Source organism: Helicobacter vulpis, from assembly GCF_003660395.1.
Lineage (GTDB): Bacteria > Campylobacterota > Campylobacteria > Campylobacterales > Helicobacteraceae > Helicobacter > Helicobacter vulpis.
Genome location: NZ_QXQT01000024.1, coordinates 1 through 17200 on the forward strand (window position 1 = coordinate 1; position 17200 = coordinate 17200).

At 49.4% G+C, this 17200-nt stretch carries 17 protein-coding genes, 1 tRNA gene and 1 pseudogene; 1 reads left to right on the forward strand and 18 read right to left on the reverse strand.

Going from position 1 to position 17200, the window contains the following annotated elements:
* The 17 genes from EAO38_RS07295 to EAO38_RS07375 all read right to left on the reverse strand — a co-directional run.
* A partial coding sequence (locus EAO38_RS07295) for a hypothetical protein (RefSeq protein WP_205588377.1) occupies positions 1-388 on the reverse strand: 388 nt, incomplete at its 3' end.
* Between the two features lie 43 nt (positions 389-431).
* A complete protein-coding gene (locus tag EAO38_RS07300) occupies positions 432-2315 on the reverse strand; it encodes a methyl-accepting chemotaxis protein (RefSeq protein ID WP_121022507.1) in 1884 nt (627 codons plus the stop codon).
* Between the two features lie 266 nt (positions 2316-2581).
* Positions 2582-2657, reverse strand: a tRNA-Ala gene (locus tag EAO38_RS07305).
* Positions 2658-2691: 34 nt separating this feature from the next.
* Complete coding sequence (locus EAO38_RS07310; RefSeq protein ID WP_121022508.1) at positions 2692-3393, reverse strand: 1-acylglycerol-3-phosphate O-acyltransferase; 702 nt, start codon at positions 3391-3393, stop codon at positions 2692-2694.
* Complete coding sequence (locus EAO38_RS07315; RefSeq protein ID WP_235852564.1) at positions 3383-4471, reverse strand: SH3 domain-containing protein; 1089 nt, start codon at positions 4469-4471, stop codon at positions 3383-3385. The genes EAO38_RS07310 and EAO38_RS07315 overlap by 11 nt, the downstream gene beginning before the upstream one ends.
* A 6-nt stretch (positions 4472-4477) precedes the next feature.
* Complete coding sequence (locus EAO38_RS07320) at positions 4478-5833, reverse strand: S41 family peptidase (protein ID WP_121022510.1); 1356 nt, start codon at positions 5831-5833, stop codon at positions 4478-4480.
* Between the two features lie 67 nt (positions 5834-5900).
* Positions 5901-6401, reverse strand: coding sequence for a PDZ domain-containing protein (locus EAO38_RS07325; protein ID WP_235852565.1), 501 nt, complete (start codon positions 6399-6401; stop codon positions 5901-5903).
* Positions 6350-7195 carry a thiamine-phosphate kinase gene (locus EAO38_RS07330; RefSeq protein WP_121022514.1) on the reverse strand — a complete coding sequence of 282 codons (846 nt, stop codon included), beginning with the start codon at positions 7193-7195 and terminating at the stop codon, positions 6350-6352. Before EAO38_RS07330 ends, EAO38_RS07325 begins: the two co-directional genes overlap by 52 nt.
* Positions 7185-8015 (reverse strand): carboxylating nicotinate-nucleotide diphosphorylase, encoded by an 831-nt coding sequence (gene nadC, locus EAO38_RS07335; protein ID WP_121022516.1) that lies wholly within the window; start codon positions 8013-8015, stop codon positions 7185-7187. The genes EAO38_RS07330 and nadC overlap by 11 nt, the downstream gene beginning before the upstream one ends.
* On the reverse strand, positions 8012-9016 hold the full coding sequence (nadA, locus tag EAO38_RS07340) for a quinolinate synthase NadA (RefSeq protein WP_104751673.1): 1005 nt from the start codon (positions 9014-9016) through the stop codon (positions 8012-8014). Before nadA ends, nadC begins: the two co-directional genes overlap by 4 nt.
* Positions 9009-9827 carry a phosphatidylserine decarboxylase gene (locus EAO38_RS07345; RefSeq protein WP_407927434.1) on the reverse strand — a complete coding sequence of 273 codons (819 nt, stop codon included), beginning with the start codon at positions 9825-9827 and terminating at the stop codon, positions 9009-9011. The genes nadA and EAO38_RS07345 overlap by 8 nt, the downstream gene beginning before the upstream one ends.
* Positions 9824-10345: a DUF6115 domain-containing protein gene (locus tag EAO38_RS07350; RefSeq protein ID WP_104752219.1), complete on the reverse strand. Its 522-nt coding sequence runs from the start codon at positions 10343-10345 to the stop codon at positions 9824-9826. Before EAO38_RS07350 ends, EAO38_RS07345 begins: the two co-directional genes overlap by 4 nt.
* Positions 10336-10875, reverse strand: coding sequence for a hypothetical protein (locus EAO38_RS07355; protein ID WP_121022520.1), 540 nt, complete (start codon positions 10873-10875; stop codon positions 10336-10338). Before EAO38_RS07355 ends, EAO38_RS07350 begins: the two co-directional genes overlap by 10 nt.
* Positions 10868-11743: a menaquinone biosynthesis prenyltransferase MqnP gene (gene mqnP / locus EAO38_RS07360; RefSeq protein WP_121022522.1), complete on the reverse strand. Its 876-nt coding sequence runs from the start codon at positions 11741-11743 to the stop codon at positions 10868-10870. Before mqnP ends, EAO38_RS07355 begins: the two co-directional genes overlap by 8 nt.
* A gap of 29 nt (positions 11744-11772) precedes the next feature.
* A complete protein-coding gene (locus tag EAO38_RS07365; protein ID WP_205588378.1) occupies positions 11773-13074 on the reverse strand; it encodes a ComEC/Rec2 family competence protein in 1302 nt (433 codons plus the stop codon).
* The gene (gene dnaB, locus EAO38_RS07370) at positions 13071-14591 is read right to left on the reverse strand and encodes a replicative DNA helicase (protein WP_121022524.1); all 1521 of its coding nucleotides are present in this window, start codon (positions 14589-14591) and stop codon (positions 13071-13073) included. Before dnaB ends, EAO38_RS07365 begins: the two co-directional genes overlap by 4 nt.
* A complete protein-coding gene (locus EAO38_RS07375; protein WP_121022526.1) occupies positions 14592-15983 on the reverse strand; it encodes an NAD(P)H-hydrate dehydratase in 1392 nt (463 codons plus the stop codon).
* A 57-nt stretch (positions 15984-16040) separates the two neighbouring features.
* Here EAO38_RS07375 and gatC point away from each other — a divergent pair, with 57 nt between their 5' ends.
* Positions 16041-16313: an Asp-tRNA(Asn)/Glu-tRNA(Gln) amidotransferase subunit GatC gene (gatC, locus tag EAO38_RS07380; protein ID WP_121022528.1), complete on the forward strand. Its 273-nt coding sequence runs from the start codon at positions 16041-16043 to the stop codon at positions 16311-16313.
* Here gatC and EAO38_RS07385 read toward each other — a convergent pair.
* Positions 16310-17200 (reverse strand): annotated as a pseudogene (locus EAO38_RS07385) (tetratricopeptide repeat protein); the annotation flags it as partial. The gene gatC and the pseudogene EAO38_RS07385 sit on opposite strands and share 4 nt — an antisense overlap.

The window sequence follows — 17200 nt, forward strand, 5'->3', positions numbered from 1 at the left end:
GCTCTTGGGGGGCGGGTTTGGGGGGGGTGTGCTGCTGGGCGAGCTGTTTGTCTAGGTCCTGCATTTTCTTAGCGTTTGCCTCCACAAGCGTACTGAGTTGTTGCAAGGTGGCTTGCAGAGGGGCAAGCTCTTGCTTGAGTTGATCCGCCTGTTTAGACTCAGATTCTTGAGGGGTTTGGGGTTTTTGTACCTCTTGGTTGGCCCGCGCTTCTTTGTTCTGCTTGTGGTGCTTTTTTTGCGCTTTCTCCTCTGCTTTTTCCTCCGCCTTGAGTCTTTTGATCTCGGCTTTTTCCTTGACCTCAGAGGGGACATCCGTACCTTGATACACACTGCACGCGCTCAATAGGACACACAGAGCCAAAGCCCCCCATAAATGCTGCTGCTTCACGCCAAACTCCTTCATAAAAGGCGCATTATAGCATAGAAACACTTCACACCTTAAACTTATTGAGTTCATAGTCAAAGACATCGGCGGTTTTGCTCAAAGAGACGCTCGCCTGCGCGACCGCTTGCACACTCTCTTGATTAGAAGTGCTCAATGTCCCGATCTTTTGAATCTCTCCCATGATGTCTTTAGCCAGCTGGGCGATTTCTTTAAAAGCCTGCGCGTCTTGAATCGTGGTGTTGATGATGTTTTGAAGCCCTTGGACATTATTATCTACCACCTCTTGCAAATTATGAGCAGCTTGTGAAACCTTGACGATCTCTTGAGCGTTGCTGTGTAAATCCTTGCTGATGTCATTCACACTTTGTACCACGCCTGTGATGGTGGAATCGATTTCATTCAAGCTAGATTGTGTTTTTTCAGCCAGTTTGCGCACTTCATCGGCCACCACCGCAAAGCCTCTGCCATGTTCGCCCGCGCGCGCAGCCTCTATGGCGGCATTGAGGGCTAACAAATTGGTTTGATCGGCGATGTCTGCGATGATCGTCAATACTTTTTTGATCTCTTGGGTGTCATGGGAGGCGCGTTCTAATTTGTTGGAGTATTCCACGCCCAAGTGCGCGTTATTGCTCAAGTTCTTGCTAAAGGCTTCAATTTGGCTGCGCACCTCCCCTAAGGTGTGGCTGGTATGGACTAAATTGTCCCTATTAGCGACAGCGTTGTCCGCCCCGCTCAAGATATTGGCCACCACGCTTTCTCCATCGCGCACCACGACTTGGATGCGTTGTTGCTCTTCTTTGGCGTTGTTAGAGACTGTGGCGGAACTGTCCTGCAAGGTGCGCGCGATCTGGGTGTTTTGCGCGCTATTGTTCTTGATGGTGGAAATGACGCTGTGGGTTTTTTCTAGAAAAGCGTTGATACTCCTAGAGATGGCTGCGATCTCATCCTTGCCCTTGACGGCAACTCTCTCGGTCAAATCGCCTTCTTTAGCCAACAAGGCTTGGATCAAGCGCGTGAGAGTGATGAGGGGTTTGAAGAGGATATGCACAATCACAAAGAATAGGCCCAAGCAAAGCACTAAGGATATGATGGAGACAAGCAGAATCGTATGCTGGATAATGCTCAAGTCCCTGAGCGCAAATTCCTTATCACACACGGCCAAGATCTTCCAAGTGAACCCGGGCACGGTGGTGTAAGCATAGTATTTATCCACACCATCTACGCCGCTTTCAATCAAGCCGCTGTTGTTAGCCAACATTTGCTGGAAAATGCCCTTTTTCTCGGGGAAAATTTCTAAGAAACGCTTGCCCTGTTCTAAAGGCCCAGCGCCCAAAATAAAGCTTTGCTGATCCAAGAAATAAATGCGCTTTTGATCGGTGGAGTGTTCTTTGGCCGCATCCTCTACATAGGTCAAGGGGATGTCAGAACCCAAGACCCCTTTAAATACCCCCTTTTGGTAAAGCGCGATGCTATAAGAGACCACAAGGTGTTTGGTGAAGAGATCCACATAGGGGTGGCTCACCGTGAGTTTGGAACTAGCCTTAGCGTCTTTGTACCAGTCGCGCACGCGCGGATCGTAATTATCGGGGATTTTCCCCACGAGCTTGATGATACTCCCATCTTCAAACCCGATGTGGATGTCTGTAGAATCCATGCCATATTGCACATGGCTAAGGAGCTCTTGGACTGTTTTAGTGTCGCGCAAGTCCATTTTCTCTAGTTGTGCGGCGGTTTTGAGTAAGGCGTTTTTGATCGAATCGTCCCAACCCTTCAAGGAGTAAGAGAGCATTTCTACAGCCTCTTGTAGGTCTTGCTGGGCGGACGCTGCCATCCTAAAATAAAGTCTGTAGCTAAGAATACCGGCAATGGTGGCAAAACTCACCAACAACAAAGCCGCAAAGGTGAGAGAAATCTTAGTTTTGAAGCTCATGGTATGAACCCTCCTTAATGATCATAAATAGTCCTTAATGATCATACAGCTACTCCTACAAGCCTAAACCCTGCAAAACCCACAAGACCGAAGTCTCCCCTGCAAGCGTCAACGAAAGCAAAAGCCCCGCCTGTCAAGACGGTCGCCATTTTAGCACATCTTTTAAAACTAAACCGTTTAATTTAGCGATCATAACACACAGATCGCCCCATTTGATAGAAACCCTATTGATAAATCGCTGGTTTACGGAGATAGATCGATGGGGATGGTGGAGCGTAGGGGGTTCGAACCCCTGACCTCAACGCTGCCAGCGTTGCGCTCTCCCAACTGAGCTAACACCCCAAAAGCGCAATTATAGCGTGATTTTGTCTAAAACTCAAGCCTCTTTGCGCAATTCTTGATAATGTTGCAGATAGGCGTTGTGCATGCGCGCCTCTAAATCTGCATACCAATCCGTGCTAAAATCCGGTTCATAAGCTTCTAAAAGCGCCATGCGCATGCGTGCGCGGTGGGACTCTAGGGGTTTTGTGCTCAAAATTTGGCGGGTGTTGATGAGCACAATGGGCTGAATCTTGAGCTTGAAGCGTTCGGCTAAAATTTTGGCCCCCGGCTTGAAGGGCAAAAATTTCTCCTCTCCGCGCCCCCTTGTGCCCTCTGGAAAGATCACTAGGGGGCGTTGTTGCTCTAGCTTCTCTTTGGCCATTTTCAAGAGATGGGCAAGCCCTCTTTTATCCTCGCGATCGATTAAAATCATTTCTGGTGTTTTGAGCGCGTAGCCATAATAGGGAATCTCCCCCAACTCTTTTTTAGCAATCCAACAAATATTGCAAGGGTGGTAGGCTTCTAAACAGACGATGTCAATGATGCTTTGGTGGTTGAGCACGATCAGGGTCGCGCTTGTGTCAAACTCCCCCACTTTCTCTAAGGGCGTGCCCATCAGCCAAAAGAAAGAGCGACACCACTTGCGCGTTGCCCTAGAATTATGGCGCTTGCGCGTCAAGAAATTCATCAAAATAATAAAGCCTAGTCCTAAGCCCACCACCAATAGGGCATAAATCCCTCTTAATCTACTCCACATCGCTTTTTTTCACCCAACCGATCTTTTCATCTACAGTCATGATCTTGTAATACCCCCCATGCGCGCCGATGATCTCCACCTTTAAAGCCTGTTTGGGTGTGTCTAGTAGAGTAGAGTTTTCTGTGGGCAAAATTTTAATGGCGCGGTTGGCCAATAAGATCGCGCTCCGGTAGGTGAAAAACACATTCCAGAGCAAAACCCCCACCAACACCACAGCCACCCCCAGCGCGCTCTTTTTATAGGGGGTCAAAAAGGACAACACCAGCGCGAGCAAAATGAAGAAAAGCAGGACAAAGTTAGAGAAGAGCAAAAAATTATTCTTGGGCTTGAGATTGCTCTGCGTGCTCACCGTCTCCTCCATAGGGGTGATCGCAAAATGCACTTCTTGAAATTGCCCATTCTGCAAAGAGAAATAGTTAAAAGAGAGTTCGCGCCAACTCTTGGGCACAATGCAATAGTAAATCCCATGCGCGCTATTAGGAGCGAAATGCGCGCTCTCAAAGCCCTGTTTCATGCCCCCGGTGATTTTCAAGTCCTCTAAATTAGCCCCCTTGGCCTCTATTTCAAAGACCACGATATTGTGCGTGCTGTCGTATTCTTTGGCCTTGTAACCCACGATATTAAAGTTCTGCGCAACCACCCCCACATAACCCGGGTGTGCGGCCAAATCCACGACACTCAAAGGGATACTAGGCACGCTCGCGCTATCCAAATAACCCTCACTTTCTACAAAGGCGCTCGCCTTCAGGCCCGGGATCACCGCATGCGTGCCCATCACCTTGTATAAATAGGTGGCGCGCAAACTCCCATCCTCTTGAGCTTCCCATGGTGGGGTGAAATTGAGTCGCTTGAGTTCTTTAGCATTGGGGCCACGCTCCAATTCCGCCCCTAAAAACTTCGCTTGAGAAAAAAGGAGGATTTGGTATTGCACAGCCAACACCTGCCCCACATAAACCCTTTGGGTGCTGAGTTCTTGAGCGTTGAGCACCTTAAGGTAGATCACCTTGCTCTTGGCTGGCTGTGCATCGGCGCGCAACAAAGAGAGCCAACACAGCATAAACCCTAGAAGCGCGCGCATAACCCCCTACTTGCTGATTTCTTTAGAGGCCATGATGATGTCCCACACCTTGAGCGTGTCAATGGCGACCTTGAGCTGAATATCGGCATTGATGTCTTTGAGCGTGATGGGCTTCTCTCCCTTGCTAGCCGTATTGGAGAGCGCCTTAGTGTCTTTCTTGCGATCGAGCTCTTTGAGCTCTTGTTCTAGGTGGTGTTTTAAATCCGCCTCTTTGAGGTTGAACTTGCTCTCATCTTGGGGCACACTCCCTGGGTGGATCACAATGTCAGGCTTGATCCCCACGGCTTGGATGGTGCGCCCGCTTGGCAAGTAGTAGCGCGCAATGGTGATTTTAATGGCCTCTTCTCTGCCCACTGGGAAAGTGGTCTGCACACTGCCCTTACCAAAGGTGTCCTCTCCAATCACAATGGCGCGCTTGTGATCTTGCAAGGCCCCAGAGACGATCTCGCTCGCGCTTGCCGTGCCCCCATTGACTAGCACGGCGATGGGCAAATTAGGATAGGGGGCGCGCCCAGTGGCGCGATAAGCAATGTCCTCAGATTTGATACGCCCTTTTTGGGAGACAATCAAGCCCTGCTTGATAAAGAGATTGGAGAGATCGATGGCTTGGTTGAGCAACCCGCCCGGATTAGAGCGCAAATCCAACACAATGCCTTCTAATTTGGGCACCTTCTTCAACTCGGTGAGCACTCCCTTAACCACATTGCGATCAAAGGAATTTACCCGTACATAGAGGTAATCTGTGCCCTCAATCCGTTTAGCATGCACGGACTTGATCTTGATGATGTCGCGCAACATTTTGATCACTAAAGGCTTGCTTTCAGACTTGCGCACAATGGTGAGCTCAATGGGGGTTTTGGGTTTGCCCCGCATCAAGTTCACGGCGTTATCAATGGTCATGTTCAAGGTGCTCTCAGAGTTGATCTTCAAGATCACATCCCCAGCCTTGATCCCGGCTCTAAAGGCGGGGGTGTCATCTAGGGGGGCGATCACGGTGAGCGCGCCATCGCGAATCCCCACAGTGATCCCCAGCCCGCCAAACTCGCCCTCAGTTTGGGCTCTAAAATCCCTAAACTTCTTGGGGGTGAGGTAAGAAGAATGCGCGTCTAAATTACTGAGCAAGCCATCAATGGCCTTATCCACAATATCATTAATGCTCACCTTATCCACATAGTAACGCTCAATCTGCTCCACCACGCTAGAAAACTTCTTGAGCGCGTTGATGCGCTCTTGAGTTGTGGGTTTGTGGCTCTTTTTTAGGGTGGGCGGAGCGGCTTCATGTTGGCTAGCCTCTAGCGCGTTCACGACTAAAAAGACACTCAATACAGACGAAACCACCCCCGCCGCAAAAAACTTATTCATCACTGCCCTTAAATTTCTGACTAAATCTCGCCATTTTATCTAAAACTCTTTGATTTTACAATGCTCTTTAATCGCCATGCCACACCTGTGCGCGATAACATGATTTATGGTTTGCTTTATTGTTTTCTTTGCCTAAAAATCTCAGTGTAACCATTTGGCGCGCTATTTTAATCACTAAAAGTCTGTAAGGTCCGTGTGGACCACCGCGCTTGATGGTGAGTACAACCACGCTTTGAGGTCTGCCCTTAATGCGCGCAGCGACATCATAGAGATCTGAGCCCAAAGTATCCTGCCCATTGACCTTAAGGATTATGTCTCCAAATTTAAGCCCCGCCTTTTGTGCGGGTTCCCCTTCTAAAAGCCCAGAAATTACGGGTCTGTGCTGGATAGAAGCTAGGGTTGCGCCAATCCCGGCGTATGTTTCTTTTTGTTCCTTGCAGGGTTCTATGCCCTTTTTTGAGGGCATAGGATGCGCCTGTAGGAGAGTTAAAAAAGCCAAGATCACAAACCCAATTTTTACGAACTCTTGTGCCACACCAAAGCCGGGTAATGGGATTGCCCCGGGCACACCTCCCCGATGATGTGCAAACGCACGCGGTGCGCGCGCGCCAATCTCAAAAGAGCGAGGCGATCTTTTCTAGCAAAACACAAGAGCATTTCATACTCCTCTCCACTTTTAAAAGCACGCTCATAGGGCCTATACAGCTTAAAAGCTAGGCGGTTGCATTCAGATAAGCGGTTGCATTCAGCAAGCACTCCATCAGAAATATCTAGCCCGGCGTGCAAGAATTTACGCGCCTTAACCATAAAGCGTGCATGCTTTAAGCGCGGGGTAAAAAATTTATTCTTTGGACTGGGCTTACCCCCCCTAAACAACGCACAAAGGGCTTTGTAACTCTGCCCTAGCGTGCCCGTGTGCGCGATATAATCCCCCCTTTTTGCGCCCTTGCGCTCTAAGAGTTTGCGCGCTGTGCCTAGCATGGTGATGCTCAAGTGCAGACGATCCCCTACAACGCTATCCCCCCCGATCACCACTAGCTTAAATTCCTCACAAGCCCGCTTGATTCCAGCGACCAAATCGCAAATGGCGCGCCTGTCCATGCGCCTATCCAAACTCACCCCTAGTAGGGCAAACTTAGGCGTGGCGTTCATGGCGATCATATCTGAGACATTGATCACCATCGCCTTATAACCCACCCGCTCAAAACCCAGCCACTCCGGTTTAAAATGCACCCCCTGGGCAAAAATATCCAACGCGCACACCACCCCCCCCCTAGTGGGCAAGAACACCCCATCATCGCCAACGCCCTGTGTGATCCCGCTTGCGCGCAGAATCTTTAAGAAATACGCTTCAAGATCCAAGTTTCATGCTCATGTCCACCCACACAGCTTGGTGGATGAGCGACCCACTACTGAGCGCATCCACTCCGCTTTGAGCATACTCTAAAATATTCTCTTGGGTGATATTCCCGCTGGCCTCTAGCAACACCAAGGGGTAATGCCCATTGCGATAAGCCACCACTTGGCTAATGTCCTCCACGCTCATGTTGTCGCACATGACAATGTCTGCGCCCACTTGCATCACTTCCTTAGCCATCGCTATTGAAGTGCATTCAATTTCAATTTTAGCCGTCCAAGGGATTTGTGTGCGCGCGCGCTGCATGAATGTCTTGAGATCACCGATGTGGGCTAAATGCGTGTCTTTGAGCATGAGCGCGTCATCTAGCCCTAGGCGGTGGTTTTGTGCGCCCCCATTGCGCACCGAGTACTTTTCAAACACTCTTAAAAGTGGGCGGGTTTTGCGCGTGTCTAAAAGACGCACAGGTAAGCCCTTTAGCAACGCCACAAAACGCGCGGTGTGGGTGGCGATCCCGCTAGAGTGTTGCAAGAGATTTAAAAGCACCCGCTCAATTTTGAGCAAGAGGGCGTAATCCCCACACATCTCTAAGAGAATCTCTTGAGGCTTGAGCGGCGCGCCATCTTGGGTGTGCCAAACCCGCTTAATGCCCATGTGTTCTAAGAGCATATCTGCGTATAAATGCCCAGAAAACACGCCCGCTTGTTTGGCGATCACCACCGCCTTAACCTCTTTGGGGCTTACTAATCTCTCAAAGAGATCGCCCGCGCCAATGTCCTCTTGCAAACACGCTTCCAAGAAGGCTAAAATAGCGGGGTCTTTCATGAAAGCTCCATCATGCGATCTAGGGCTGCTTTAGCCAACGCGCCCACTTGGGGGTCTACTTGCACGCGGTTATAGGGGCGGTGGTTTTTATAGGCTTTGAGCACTTCAAAGAGGTCTTGCAAGGTGGTTTCATTCATGGTCGGGCATTCAGGCAGAGTACTAGAGAGTACAAAGGTGGTTTGCTCGCCTTGATAGGAGGGGCGCAGGCGTTGGATAAAGTTAAATTCTGTGCCCACGGCCACCTTTTGCTCTAGGGGGAGACTTCTGACAAATTTGATAATTTGGCTGGTTGAGCCCACAAAATCGGCTAATTCTACCACACTAGGATCACACTCCGGATGCACCACGATCAAAATCCCGGGGTATTTTTCTTTGAAAAACTCCACATCGCTAGGCTTGAAGAGCTGGTGCACGGCGCAAAAGCCATTGTAATTGATCACATCGGCTTGTATGATGGCTTCTTTGTCATCCATGCCCAAAGTCGCGCTTTTTAAGCCATGCAGGCGGGCTAAGTTTGTCCCCAAACAGCGATCGGGCAGAAAGAAAATTTTTTGTTGGTTTTTACGGGCATGGGCAAAAATCTTAGAGGCGTTCGCGCTGGTACACACCAGCCCCCCCAACGCGCCCACCTTTGCCTTCACTTGTGCGCTGGAGTTGATATAAGTAATGGGCAAGAGATCGCACAGACCATAGCCTTTGAGCACCTCTAAAGAGCGATCAAAATAGCTCGAATCGATCATGCGTGCCATCGAACAGCAGGCGAGCTTGGGCATGATCACCTCCTTTTGGGGGGCTAGGATCTTCACACTCTCGCCCATAAAACCCACCCCACAAAAGACGATCAAATTTTTAGGGTGCGCGCTGGCTTGGCGGGCAAGCTCCAAACTATCCCCCACAATGTCTGCTAAAGCCACAATCTCATCTTTCTGATAAAAATGCGCCACAAGCAACGCGTTTAAATCCTCTAAGAGGGTTTTAATGCTTTGACTCAATTCATGCATCTTTTGCTCCAATAGGGTGTAGTGTGCTCAAAAACTCCCCGTAACGCGCTTGATGCCATAGGGTTTCTGGGGGCATAGAGCATTCGTGCACAAAAAGCACGATGGTAGAGCCCATTTCAAAACGCCCCAACTCCGCCCCTTTAGCTAGAGCAATGGGCGGATCGTAGTGTTTGATACTTAGGGGGGGGTTTCTGGAGACATTGGTGTGGAGGGTTGAATCAAAATTGAGCACAATCTGCCCCACATTGAGCGCGCCCACGGCGACAAAATAAAGCAGCGCGCCCCTAGGGTCCTTAGCCACGATCACCACCCGTTCATTACAGACGAATAAATGGGGGTGTTTTTTCAAAGCGCTCTCATTGACCGGAAAAAGCAAGCCAGAAAAATAGCGGGTTTCTAAAACCTCTAAATCGCAAGGGGCGTGGAAGCGGTGGTAGTCTTTAGGGGAGAGATAGAGATTAAAATAGCGATAAGATTCTTCTAAGGGCGATCCTAACAGAGCCCCCACCAAATAGGGCATCCCCTTGATCTGCAAAACCTGCCCTTCTTGCACTAGGCCACACTCCTTAAGCACGCCATCACAAGGAGAAAGGAGAGCGTTGGGGGTTTGATCTAGGGGGCGAGGGGTTTTAAGCTCTCTAGTAAAAAGGGCGTTGAGAGTGGGGTAGGTTTGCAGGGGGGCAAAGTCGCTTAGATCAATTTTAAAAATCATGGTATAAATCTTGTTGATGAGTCTCTGCACTGGGGTAGGGAAAGTACAATGGGCAAATTTGCCAAAAAGCCTTGAAGCGGTGTTAGAGAGCGCCATTATTGCATGTCCGCGAGTTTTAAAATAAATTCAATTTCGCCCTTACCCGTGCGCAATTCTTTGGCAATGGAGTCCACACTCCAACCCTCCTTGTACATGCGAATCACCTTTTTTTCATCAATATCATCATTGCTTGGGGTGAAATGCCCAAACTCCTTAAACTTGTTTTCTAGCACAATGATCTTTTCTTCTAAATAGTCGCGTTCTTTTTGAATCGAGTCTTGAATCTCTTTAAGATGGGCGTACAAATTGCTCAAACTCGCGTTCAGATTGTTATTGACTTCGTTTTTCACACTCGCCCCAATGCTAGAGGCGTTAAATTCGGCTTGCATTTGGCTTTCTTGAATCCATTTGCGGATTTTGTAAATCTCTTGATTGATCGTGTCTAGGGCTTTTTCTAGCTGTTTGGTTTTGCTGACAAATTCTTTATCTTTAATGTAGCTATAGGCGATCAGGCACAGAAAGATAAGAGCCACCACACCGGCGATAATCCAAGTAAATTCATTCGATCCTAATTGCATGTTTTTGAACCTTTCAAACTGGCTAATTCTTGAGCCGCGATATAACTATCCATTTCTTTAACGTGGCTAGCGTGCATGCGCACAACGCTCAACATGCGGCGATCAAAGGCGCGCGCGATCGCGACCAAAATTTGGTAAGGTTGCGCCAGTTTAAAGCGCAGATAATATTCACAAGGGGGGGTGAAGCTCTCTATTTGCACTCCCATCACGCCATGCCCTAGCACGCACAGCACCCCCTGAGACTCTAGGGGTAAGAGGGGCTGTTGTTGGGCTTGCAGGGCTTGTTCTAAATGCGTGAGCTTTTCATAAATATCGCTTAGGGCTTTAAAGAGCATCGCGTCATGATCTTTGCCATGGCTGAAGGTCTGCCATGCGCGCGCGCTTTCTCTTTGCTCTAATTGCAAGTACTCCGCTTCAAAATCGGGCGTGTAGGGGGCGTATTCTACTAACAGCGCACAGGGCACTAAGCGCGTGAAATGCCCATGGGCGTGGCAGAGTTGCCTAAAGTGTTCAAGGGGCAAATCAGGCATACAGACGCACCCCAGAATCGAGCAAAATGAAGAGAAAAAACACCACCCCTAAATAGCCATTGGAGACAAAAAAGGCTTTGGGGATGTTCTTAAAATCCCTATGTACTAAGAATTGTTCGTAGATCAAAATGAGCGCAGAAACAAGCACTCCGCTAAAGGCAAGCCAACCTAAAGACGCGCTCCACACAAACCCCCCCCAACACAGCACAGCCAACACATGGGCTAAACGCGAGAACTCTAGGGTTTTTTGCGCGCCAAATTGTGCGGGCACAGAGTGCAAGCCTACACGCCTGTCAAACTCCATATCCTGCAAGGAGTAGAGCAAATCAAATCCAGCCACCCAAAAGACCACTCCCAAAGCTAAAAACACACTCCAAAGGGGGATTTGGGCTAAGATCGCCACCACGCCCGCAATGGGGGCAAGCCCCAAACTCACCCCCAAGATTGCATGGGCGAGCGCGCTAAAACGCTTCATGTAAGAATACCCCCCCAAAATTACCAAGAAAGGCAAAGAGAGCGCAAAGGCGAGATCATTGATCGCATAACTCACCCCTACAAAGAGCAAGGCATTCAACACACAAAAGCCCACCAAGCCCCAAGTTTGGATTCGCCCATCCACACTGGGGCGTTTTTGCGTACGCGGGTTAGCCTTGTCAAATTTGCGATCCACAAGGCGGTTAAAACCCATGGCAAAATTGCGCGCGCCCAAGAGGGCTAAAAGGCATAGCAACAAGAGTTTAGGTCCACACCAAAGACTAGCATAGCGTTGCACGCTGGCTACTACAATGGCAATCAAAATAAACATGCTAGAAAAAATTGTATGTTCTAACGCCACAAGCTCGCTAAATAGCTTGATCCTAGCCCACATGCCTAACCTTTAAAATTCTCTATTATAACCTAAAATCCATGAACTACTTGTAAGTAACGCCATGTTAGCATCCCAAAGAGCCCTAAACTCAAGGCATGCACACCCCAGTAGGCATAGACATAGCGCAAGGCGCATAACGAAAGGCTAGCATAGAGTACAAGCCCCCAAAGAGGGGTGGTGTAATCAATGCTAGGGATTTGCCACTCCAGGGCTTGCAAGAGATAGGGGTCTGCAAACCCCCCCCACCCTAGCGCATGCAAAAAAAGACTGAGCGGAAAGAAGATCACAAAGACAAAACTCAAGGGGATACTAGTGAGTTGGTAGAGACTAAAGGGGGTAAAAAACACATGCACGATGGGGAGCATGTGCAAGAAAACTATTAAATTCAAGAGCAGGGCGTAGAGAGGGGCGGGCATTTTGGGGGTGTATTTGAGAAAGAGGTAAATATAAAACACCCCACACACCGAGAGCAAAAAGCCCACCTGTCCAAGCAGTCCGGGAGAAAAGGCACAACAAAGACATATAGCCAACAAGAGTAAGGAGAAATTGAGTACTTGCAAGGCGTTGTAGTAGAGTCCAAAGCCTATAAGTGCCATCACAAAGGCGCGCAAAAAAGAGGGCTGGAAGTCTAGTAAAACTAGATAGCCAAAGAGCAGGACAAACACCCCCGCGCTCAAATCGTAATGGGCGTTGCGGTAGGGGAAAAGGCGTTGTTGGAGAGGTCTATAGAATAAAAATAGCAGGGCGTAGAAAAACGCGCCTAAAATCCCCAGATGAAACCCGCTAATGGCGATGATATGGCTAATGCCCAGTTTTGTACTCAATTCTCTAGTGGGCTTGTCTAGGGGGTCGGCTAAAAAGAGGGTGTTATAAAAATTGCCCATGCGCGAGTCTGTGTGTTGGGCGTTGAGGTGGGCGCGCAAGAAATCCTTATAATCCCTAGTGGGTTCTAGGGCGAGATAGAAAGTTTGAAAATAACACGCTTTTAAGAATTTCACAAAGGAGCAAGGAGACATCTTGCCATAGGCACGCACAAAGGCATAGCTTAGGTCTTTGATCTTTTCTTTGCTGGTGGTGTAGAGGACATTGCCATGCTGGTCTTGCAATTTTAAAACGAAGTACGCGCGCCCTTGAGAATCCACTTTAGCGTATTGCAAACGCACTTGGGCGTACACACTGATGGGTTTTTTAGCCTTGAAATGCTGGTATTGGGCGTATTTCATGCACAAAGAGAGGATCCCCACACACAGCAAAACCCCCAACACGATGAGCCATTCGCGCGCGTTTTGGAGTAAGGGAAGTTGGAAGGGGGATTTTTGAGAAAAGGTCAAAAAGGATAGTTTTTGGGAATATTGGGATCGGGCATGTCTATTGGGTCTTGTGGAGGAGGGAGGGTTAAGTGTGTACTCTTCTCTTCGTTGGAGGTTTCTATGCGGTCTTCAAAACGCGTATAAGGCTTGTTGAAGGCGATCTTAATCGTGCCAATCTCCCCATTGCGATTTTTGGCTAAGATGATCTCAGCGTCTTCAACCCCCTGATTTTGATGAAATTCCTCTTTTCGTTGGGTGTTAAATTGCACTTCTAATTTTTTTACCTCTTCGTCCTTGCCCTCTTTGCGCAATTTGGCCAATCGTTCGTTTTGGGCGCGCCTTTTATAGACCTCATCGCGATAGAGAAAGAGCACTTGATCGGCATCTTGTTCGATCGCCCCGCTTTCTTTGAGATCGGAGAGAATGGGGCGCTTGTCTTCACGACTTTCTAACGAGCGGTTGAGCTGGCTTAGAGCAATGATAGGAATTTCTAGCTCGCGCGCTAGAACTTTGAGCCCTCTTGAAATCTCAGCGATTTGGGCATGGCGAGCGAGCTCACTCTGGTGGCTGGACATCAATTGCAAATAATCCAAAATAGCGACCCCGATATCAGGATGATGGGTTTTGATCTGGCGCAATTTAGAACGCACATGCTCGAGGGTGAGCACACTGGTGTCATCAATGTAGAGGGGCATGCTCTGCAGGAGCTGGGCGCATCGGGTCAACTCCTCCCATTGGGTGTCGTCTAACTTCCCCACTTTCAAGTCGTGCAAATGGAGATTGGCCGTGTGCGCTAGCAAGCGCAACATCAACTGCTCTGCGCCCATCTCCATGCTGAAAAAGGCCACGCCCTGTTGGTGCTTGAGGGTGGTATAAGCGATATTGAGTACAAAACTGGTCTTACCCATAGAGGGGCGCGCGCCCACCACGATCAAATCCCCCTTTTGAAACCCTGCGGTGTATTCATTGAGTTTGTGAAAGCCCGTATCCAAACCCAACATTTGGCTATTGCCCCGCAATTTAGCCTCTTCAATGAGATGTAAGGTGTGGAGCACAACTTCTCTAATATTTTTAAACCCCCCGCGCACATTTTGCATGGAGAGCGCGTAGAGTTCACGCTCAAGCATGTCTAAAATTTGTGGGGTGGGGCGTTCTGCAAGGCATTGTTCACGCACTTCTAAAGAGATATTTAGCAAGGCGCGTCTAGTAGAAGCCTGTTTGATCGCCTCTACATAGGGTTCTAAATAGGCAATGGGCGCGCTCGCCATCACCTGCAACAAACTCTCTTTGTCCTTCTCCTTAGTGAGTTGCTTGAAAATCGCGCTGGCACGGATAGGCAAATTCTGTTGGTGTAGCTGGGCGCATAGCTCAAAGAACAAACCATGCGCGGGGTGTAAAAAATCCACAGGCTTGAGCACGGACGCCATCTCTTCATAGCGGTTGTTCTCCAAGATCGCCGCTAGCACGACACGCTCCATTTCTAAGAGGGGATCGTCTTGCAAGAGTAAAGGATTGACCTGTGTACTGAGCGCGTGCATTTAAACCTCCATATTGCCAAGATGTGCGATCAAATCCAAGGGCGTGAGCGCGTAAGAATGGACATGCGCGCGCCCAATCAGTGCGTGGGCTAAACTCGCATTCAAGGCTGCATCTAAGGGGCTATAACCCTGTGCGAGCAGGCTTGCTACCATGCCCGCTAACACATCTCCACTCCCCGCCTTAGCCAAAGAAGGCGCGCCTAAGGGATTGATGTAAATTTGCCCATGGTGGGCAATGTAAGAATTAGCCCCCTTGAGTAGGACTACAATGTGGGGGTAGGCTTGGCTAAAGGCGTGCAAATACTCTAAACGCGATTGAAGCACTTGAGGCAACTCCACTTCAAAGCCCACCGCACGCAAAAGCCCAACAAATTCTTTAGGGTGGGGGGTGAGTACCAGCTGGTGATATTGCTCTAAAATTTCTTTGAGGGTGGGGGTGTAAAACATGTCCGCATCCAACACGCACGCCCCCTGTTCTAACATCGCCTGCGCATAGGGAGGTAACACCTCCCCCATGCCCATGCCCAGCGCAAAGGCGTTGGCTTGGGGAGGGACATCGCGCGCATACATCAACTCTAGGGGTTTGAGGCGCGCTAACTCTAAATCCCCTAGCACGCTCACCAAGCCCGCCCCAAAGCGCAGAGCCGCTAAAGCGCATAGCAAGCCCGCCCCGCTGTGTGCTCCCACCCCCACGCATACATGCCCAAAATACCCCTTGTGTACATGGTGCTTAGATCGCACAGGTAAGATCAAATCTTGCTCTTCTAACATCAAAAGATCGCTAGGCTCTTCATAGAGTCCGCGCCCCACCCCCAAATCCTCTACTACAATCTCTCCTACAAAATCCTTAGCCATATCGCTAAAGAGCGCGGCTTTGAGCGCGCCCATGCTAATGGTTTTGTCCGCCTTAAACGCCAAAGTGCTTATGCGCCCCTGTGAATCCAACCCGCTGGGCACATCGCAAGCAATTTTGACTCCCTCTAGCGCATTTAAGCGCGCTATGAGAGCTTGATCTGGCGCGCGCAATTCTCCCTTAAAGCCTGAGCCATATAGACAATCCATCACGATACCACAGGGCTCAATGTCTTCTAATAGCAAAACCCCCGCGCGCAACGCCCGATCAAATTGTACTTGGCATAGCGCGCTTTTAGGGGGCTTGTGCGCGTAACAACACACCTCATAAGCGCTTCCTTGCAAGCGGCGCGCTAAGGCATAGCCATCGCCCCCATTATCCCCGCTCCCACACACCACCAGCACGCGCGCGGGAGGATATTGATAGATGGCTTGTTGGAGAGCCATCGCGGCGTTCTCCATTAAAAGTTCTGCACTGAGTACAAAGCGTTCTTGCGCACGCACATCTAGGGGACGCGTGCTAGGATAGACAAATTGCATACAAACCTTTCTTTTTGTCTCTTAAAACATGTTAAAATTGCCCTAAAAAGGATGTTTATGCACATCGATCAAGCCTTGTTAGAGAGATTGGCCAAACTCTCCATGTTAGAGATCCAAGAACCCCAACTCCAAGAACATTTAGAAGAGATTCTAGTTTTCATGGATGCCCTCAATAGCCTAGATTTGGACAACACCCCCCCCCTAGCACAGCCCCCCACTGCTTTAAGAGCCGACACTCCCCACCCACAGCCCAGCATCGCCCCAGACATCTTAAGCCATGCTCCCAACACCCAAGAGGGGTTTTTTATCGTGCCTAAGATTTTGGGCTAACGCCCCAAAGACATGAACAAACGCCCGTAATTGGGGTTGGAGCGCAGGAGCTTTTCTTTAAAAACGCCGTAGTTGTCGCATCCAGACTGCAACCCATAATTGCACACATAAGAAAAGAGATCTAGAGCGCGTTGATCATTTTGGGGCACGCCCAAACCCTTTTGGTACATCACGCCCAAATTATTGCAACCCGATAAATTCCCCCCCTGACAGGCGCGCTCAAAGTACTTCGCTGCAAAGAAATTATTCACCGGCACGCCCTTAGCCCCATGCGCATAAATCCAACCCAAATTCGCACAGCCCTGAATATCCCCCGCATTACAGGCCAAATAATTCAGATCCACATTGCTCAAGCGCGCCTTATCAATCCCATAAATATTTTTCACATTGGACATCAAGCCCAAATTATAACACCCCAAATCGCTGCCATGTTCGCAGGCGTATTTATAGTAGTCTAGGGCTTTGAAGTAATCTTTGGGCACACCCACCCCATTGGCATACATCCAGCCTAAGTTGTTGCACGCGAGTACATCGCCTCCAGAACAACCCACCGCATAGAGTTGGGCGGCTTTTTCTTTGTCGTCCAAAGTGGCTTGTTTCTTCGAGTCGTAAACTTGCGCCAAATTCGCGCACGCGCTCGCATCCCCTCCGCTACAGCCCATTTCATAGTAGCGTTGCGCTTTGTCCATGTCAGTTTGGATCCCCACGCCATTTTCATACATCGTACCCACTGCAAAACATCCAGCCGGGTTGCCCTGATCGCAAGATTTGGCAAAGAGTCTAAAAGCGCCATGATAATCCCCCCTTTTGACCGCCACAATCCCCGCGCTCAAAGCGTCTTGGGCGACAATGGGGGGGGGTCAAACGATCGGTAGTGGGGGGGGTGG

Excerpts from the sequence above, each read along its gene's own strand:
- EAO38_RS07300 (WP_121022507.1), bottom strand. The coding sequence starts at position 2,315 with ATGAGCTTCAAAACTAAGATTTCTCTCACCTTTGCGGCTTTGTTGTTG.
- EAO38_RS07310 (WP_121022508.1), bottom strand. The coding sequence starts at position 3,393 with ATGTGGAGTAGATTAAGAGGGATTTATGCCCTATTGGTGGTGGGCTTA.
- EAO38_RS07315 (WP_235852564.1), bottom strand. The coding sequence starts at position 4,471 with ATGCGCGCGCTTCTAGGGTTTATGCTGTGTTGGCTCTCTTTGTTGCGC.
- EAO38_RS07320 (WP_121022510.1), bottom strand. The coding sequence starts at position 5,833 with ATGAATAAGTTTTTTGCGGCGGGGGTGGTTTCGTCTGTATTGAGTGTC.
- nadC (WP_121022516.1), bottom strand. The coding sequence starts at position 8,015 with ATGAAAGACCCCGCTATTTTAGCCTTCTTGGAAGCGTGTTTGCAAGAG.
- nadA (WP_104751673.1), bottom strand. The coding sequence starts at position 9,016 with ATGCATGAATTGAGTCAAAGCATTAAAACCCTCTTAGAGGATTTAAAC.
- EAO38_RS07350 (WP_104752219.1), bottom strand. The coding sequence starts at position 10,345 with ATGCAATTAGGATCGAATGAATTTACTTGGATTATCGCCGGTGTGGTG.
- EAO38_RS07355 (WP_121022520.1), bottom strand. The coding sequence starts at position 10,875 with ATGCCTGATTTGCCCCTTGAACACTTTAGGCAACTCTGCCACGCCCAT.
- mqnP (WP_121022522.1), bottom strand. The coding sequence starts at position 11,743 with ATGTGGGCTAGGATCAAGCTATTTAGCGAGCTTGTGGCGTTAGAACAT.
- dnaB (WP_121022524.1), bottom strand. The coding sequence starts at position 14,591 with ATGCACGCGCTCAGTACACAGGTCAATCCTTTACTCTTGCAAGACGAT.
- EAO38_RS07375 (WP_121022526.1), bottom strand. The coding sequence starts at position 15,983 with ATGCAATTTGTCTATCCTAGCACGCGTCCCCTAGATGTGCGTGCGCAA.
- gatC (WP_121022528.1), top strand. The coding sequence starts at position 16,041 with ATGCACATCGATCAAGCCTTGTTAGAGAGATTGGCCAAACTCTCCATG.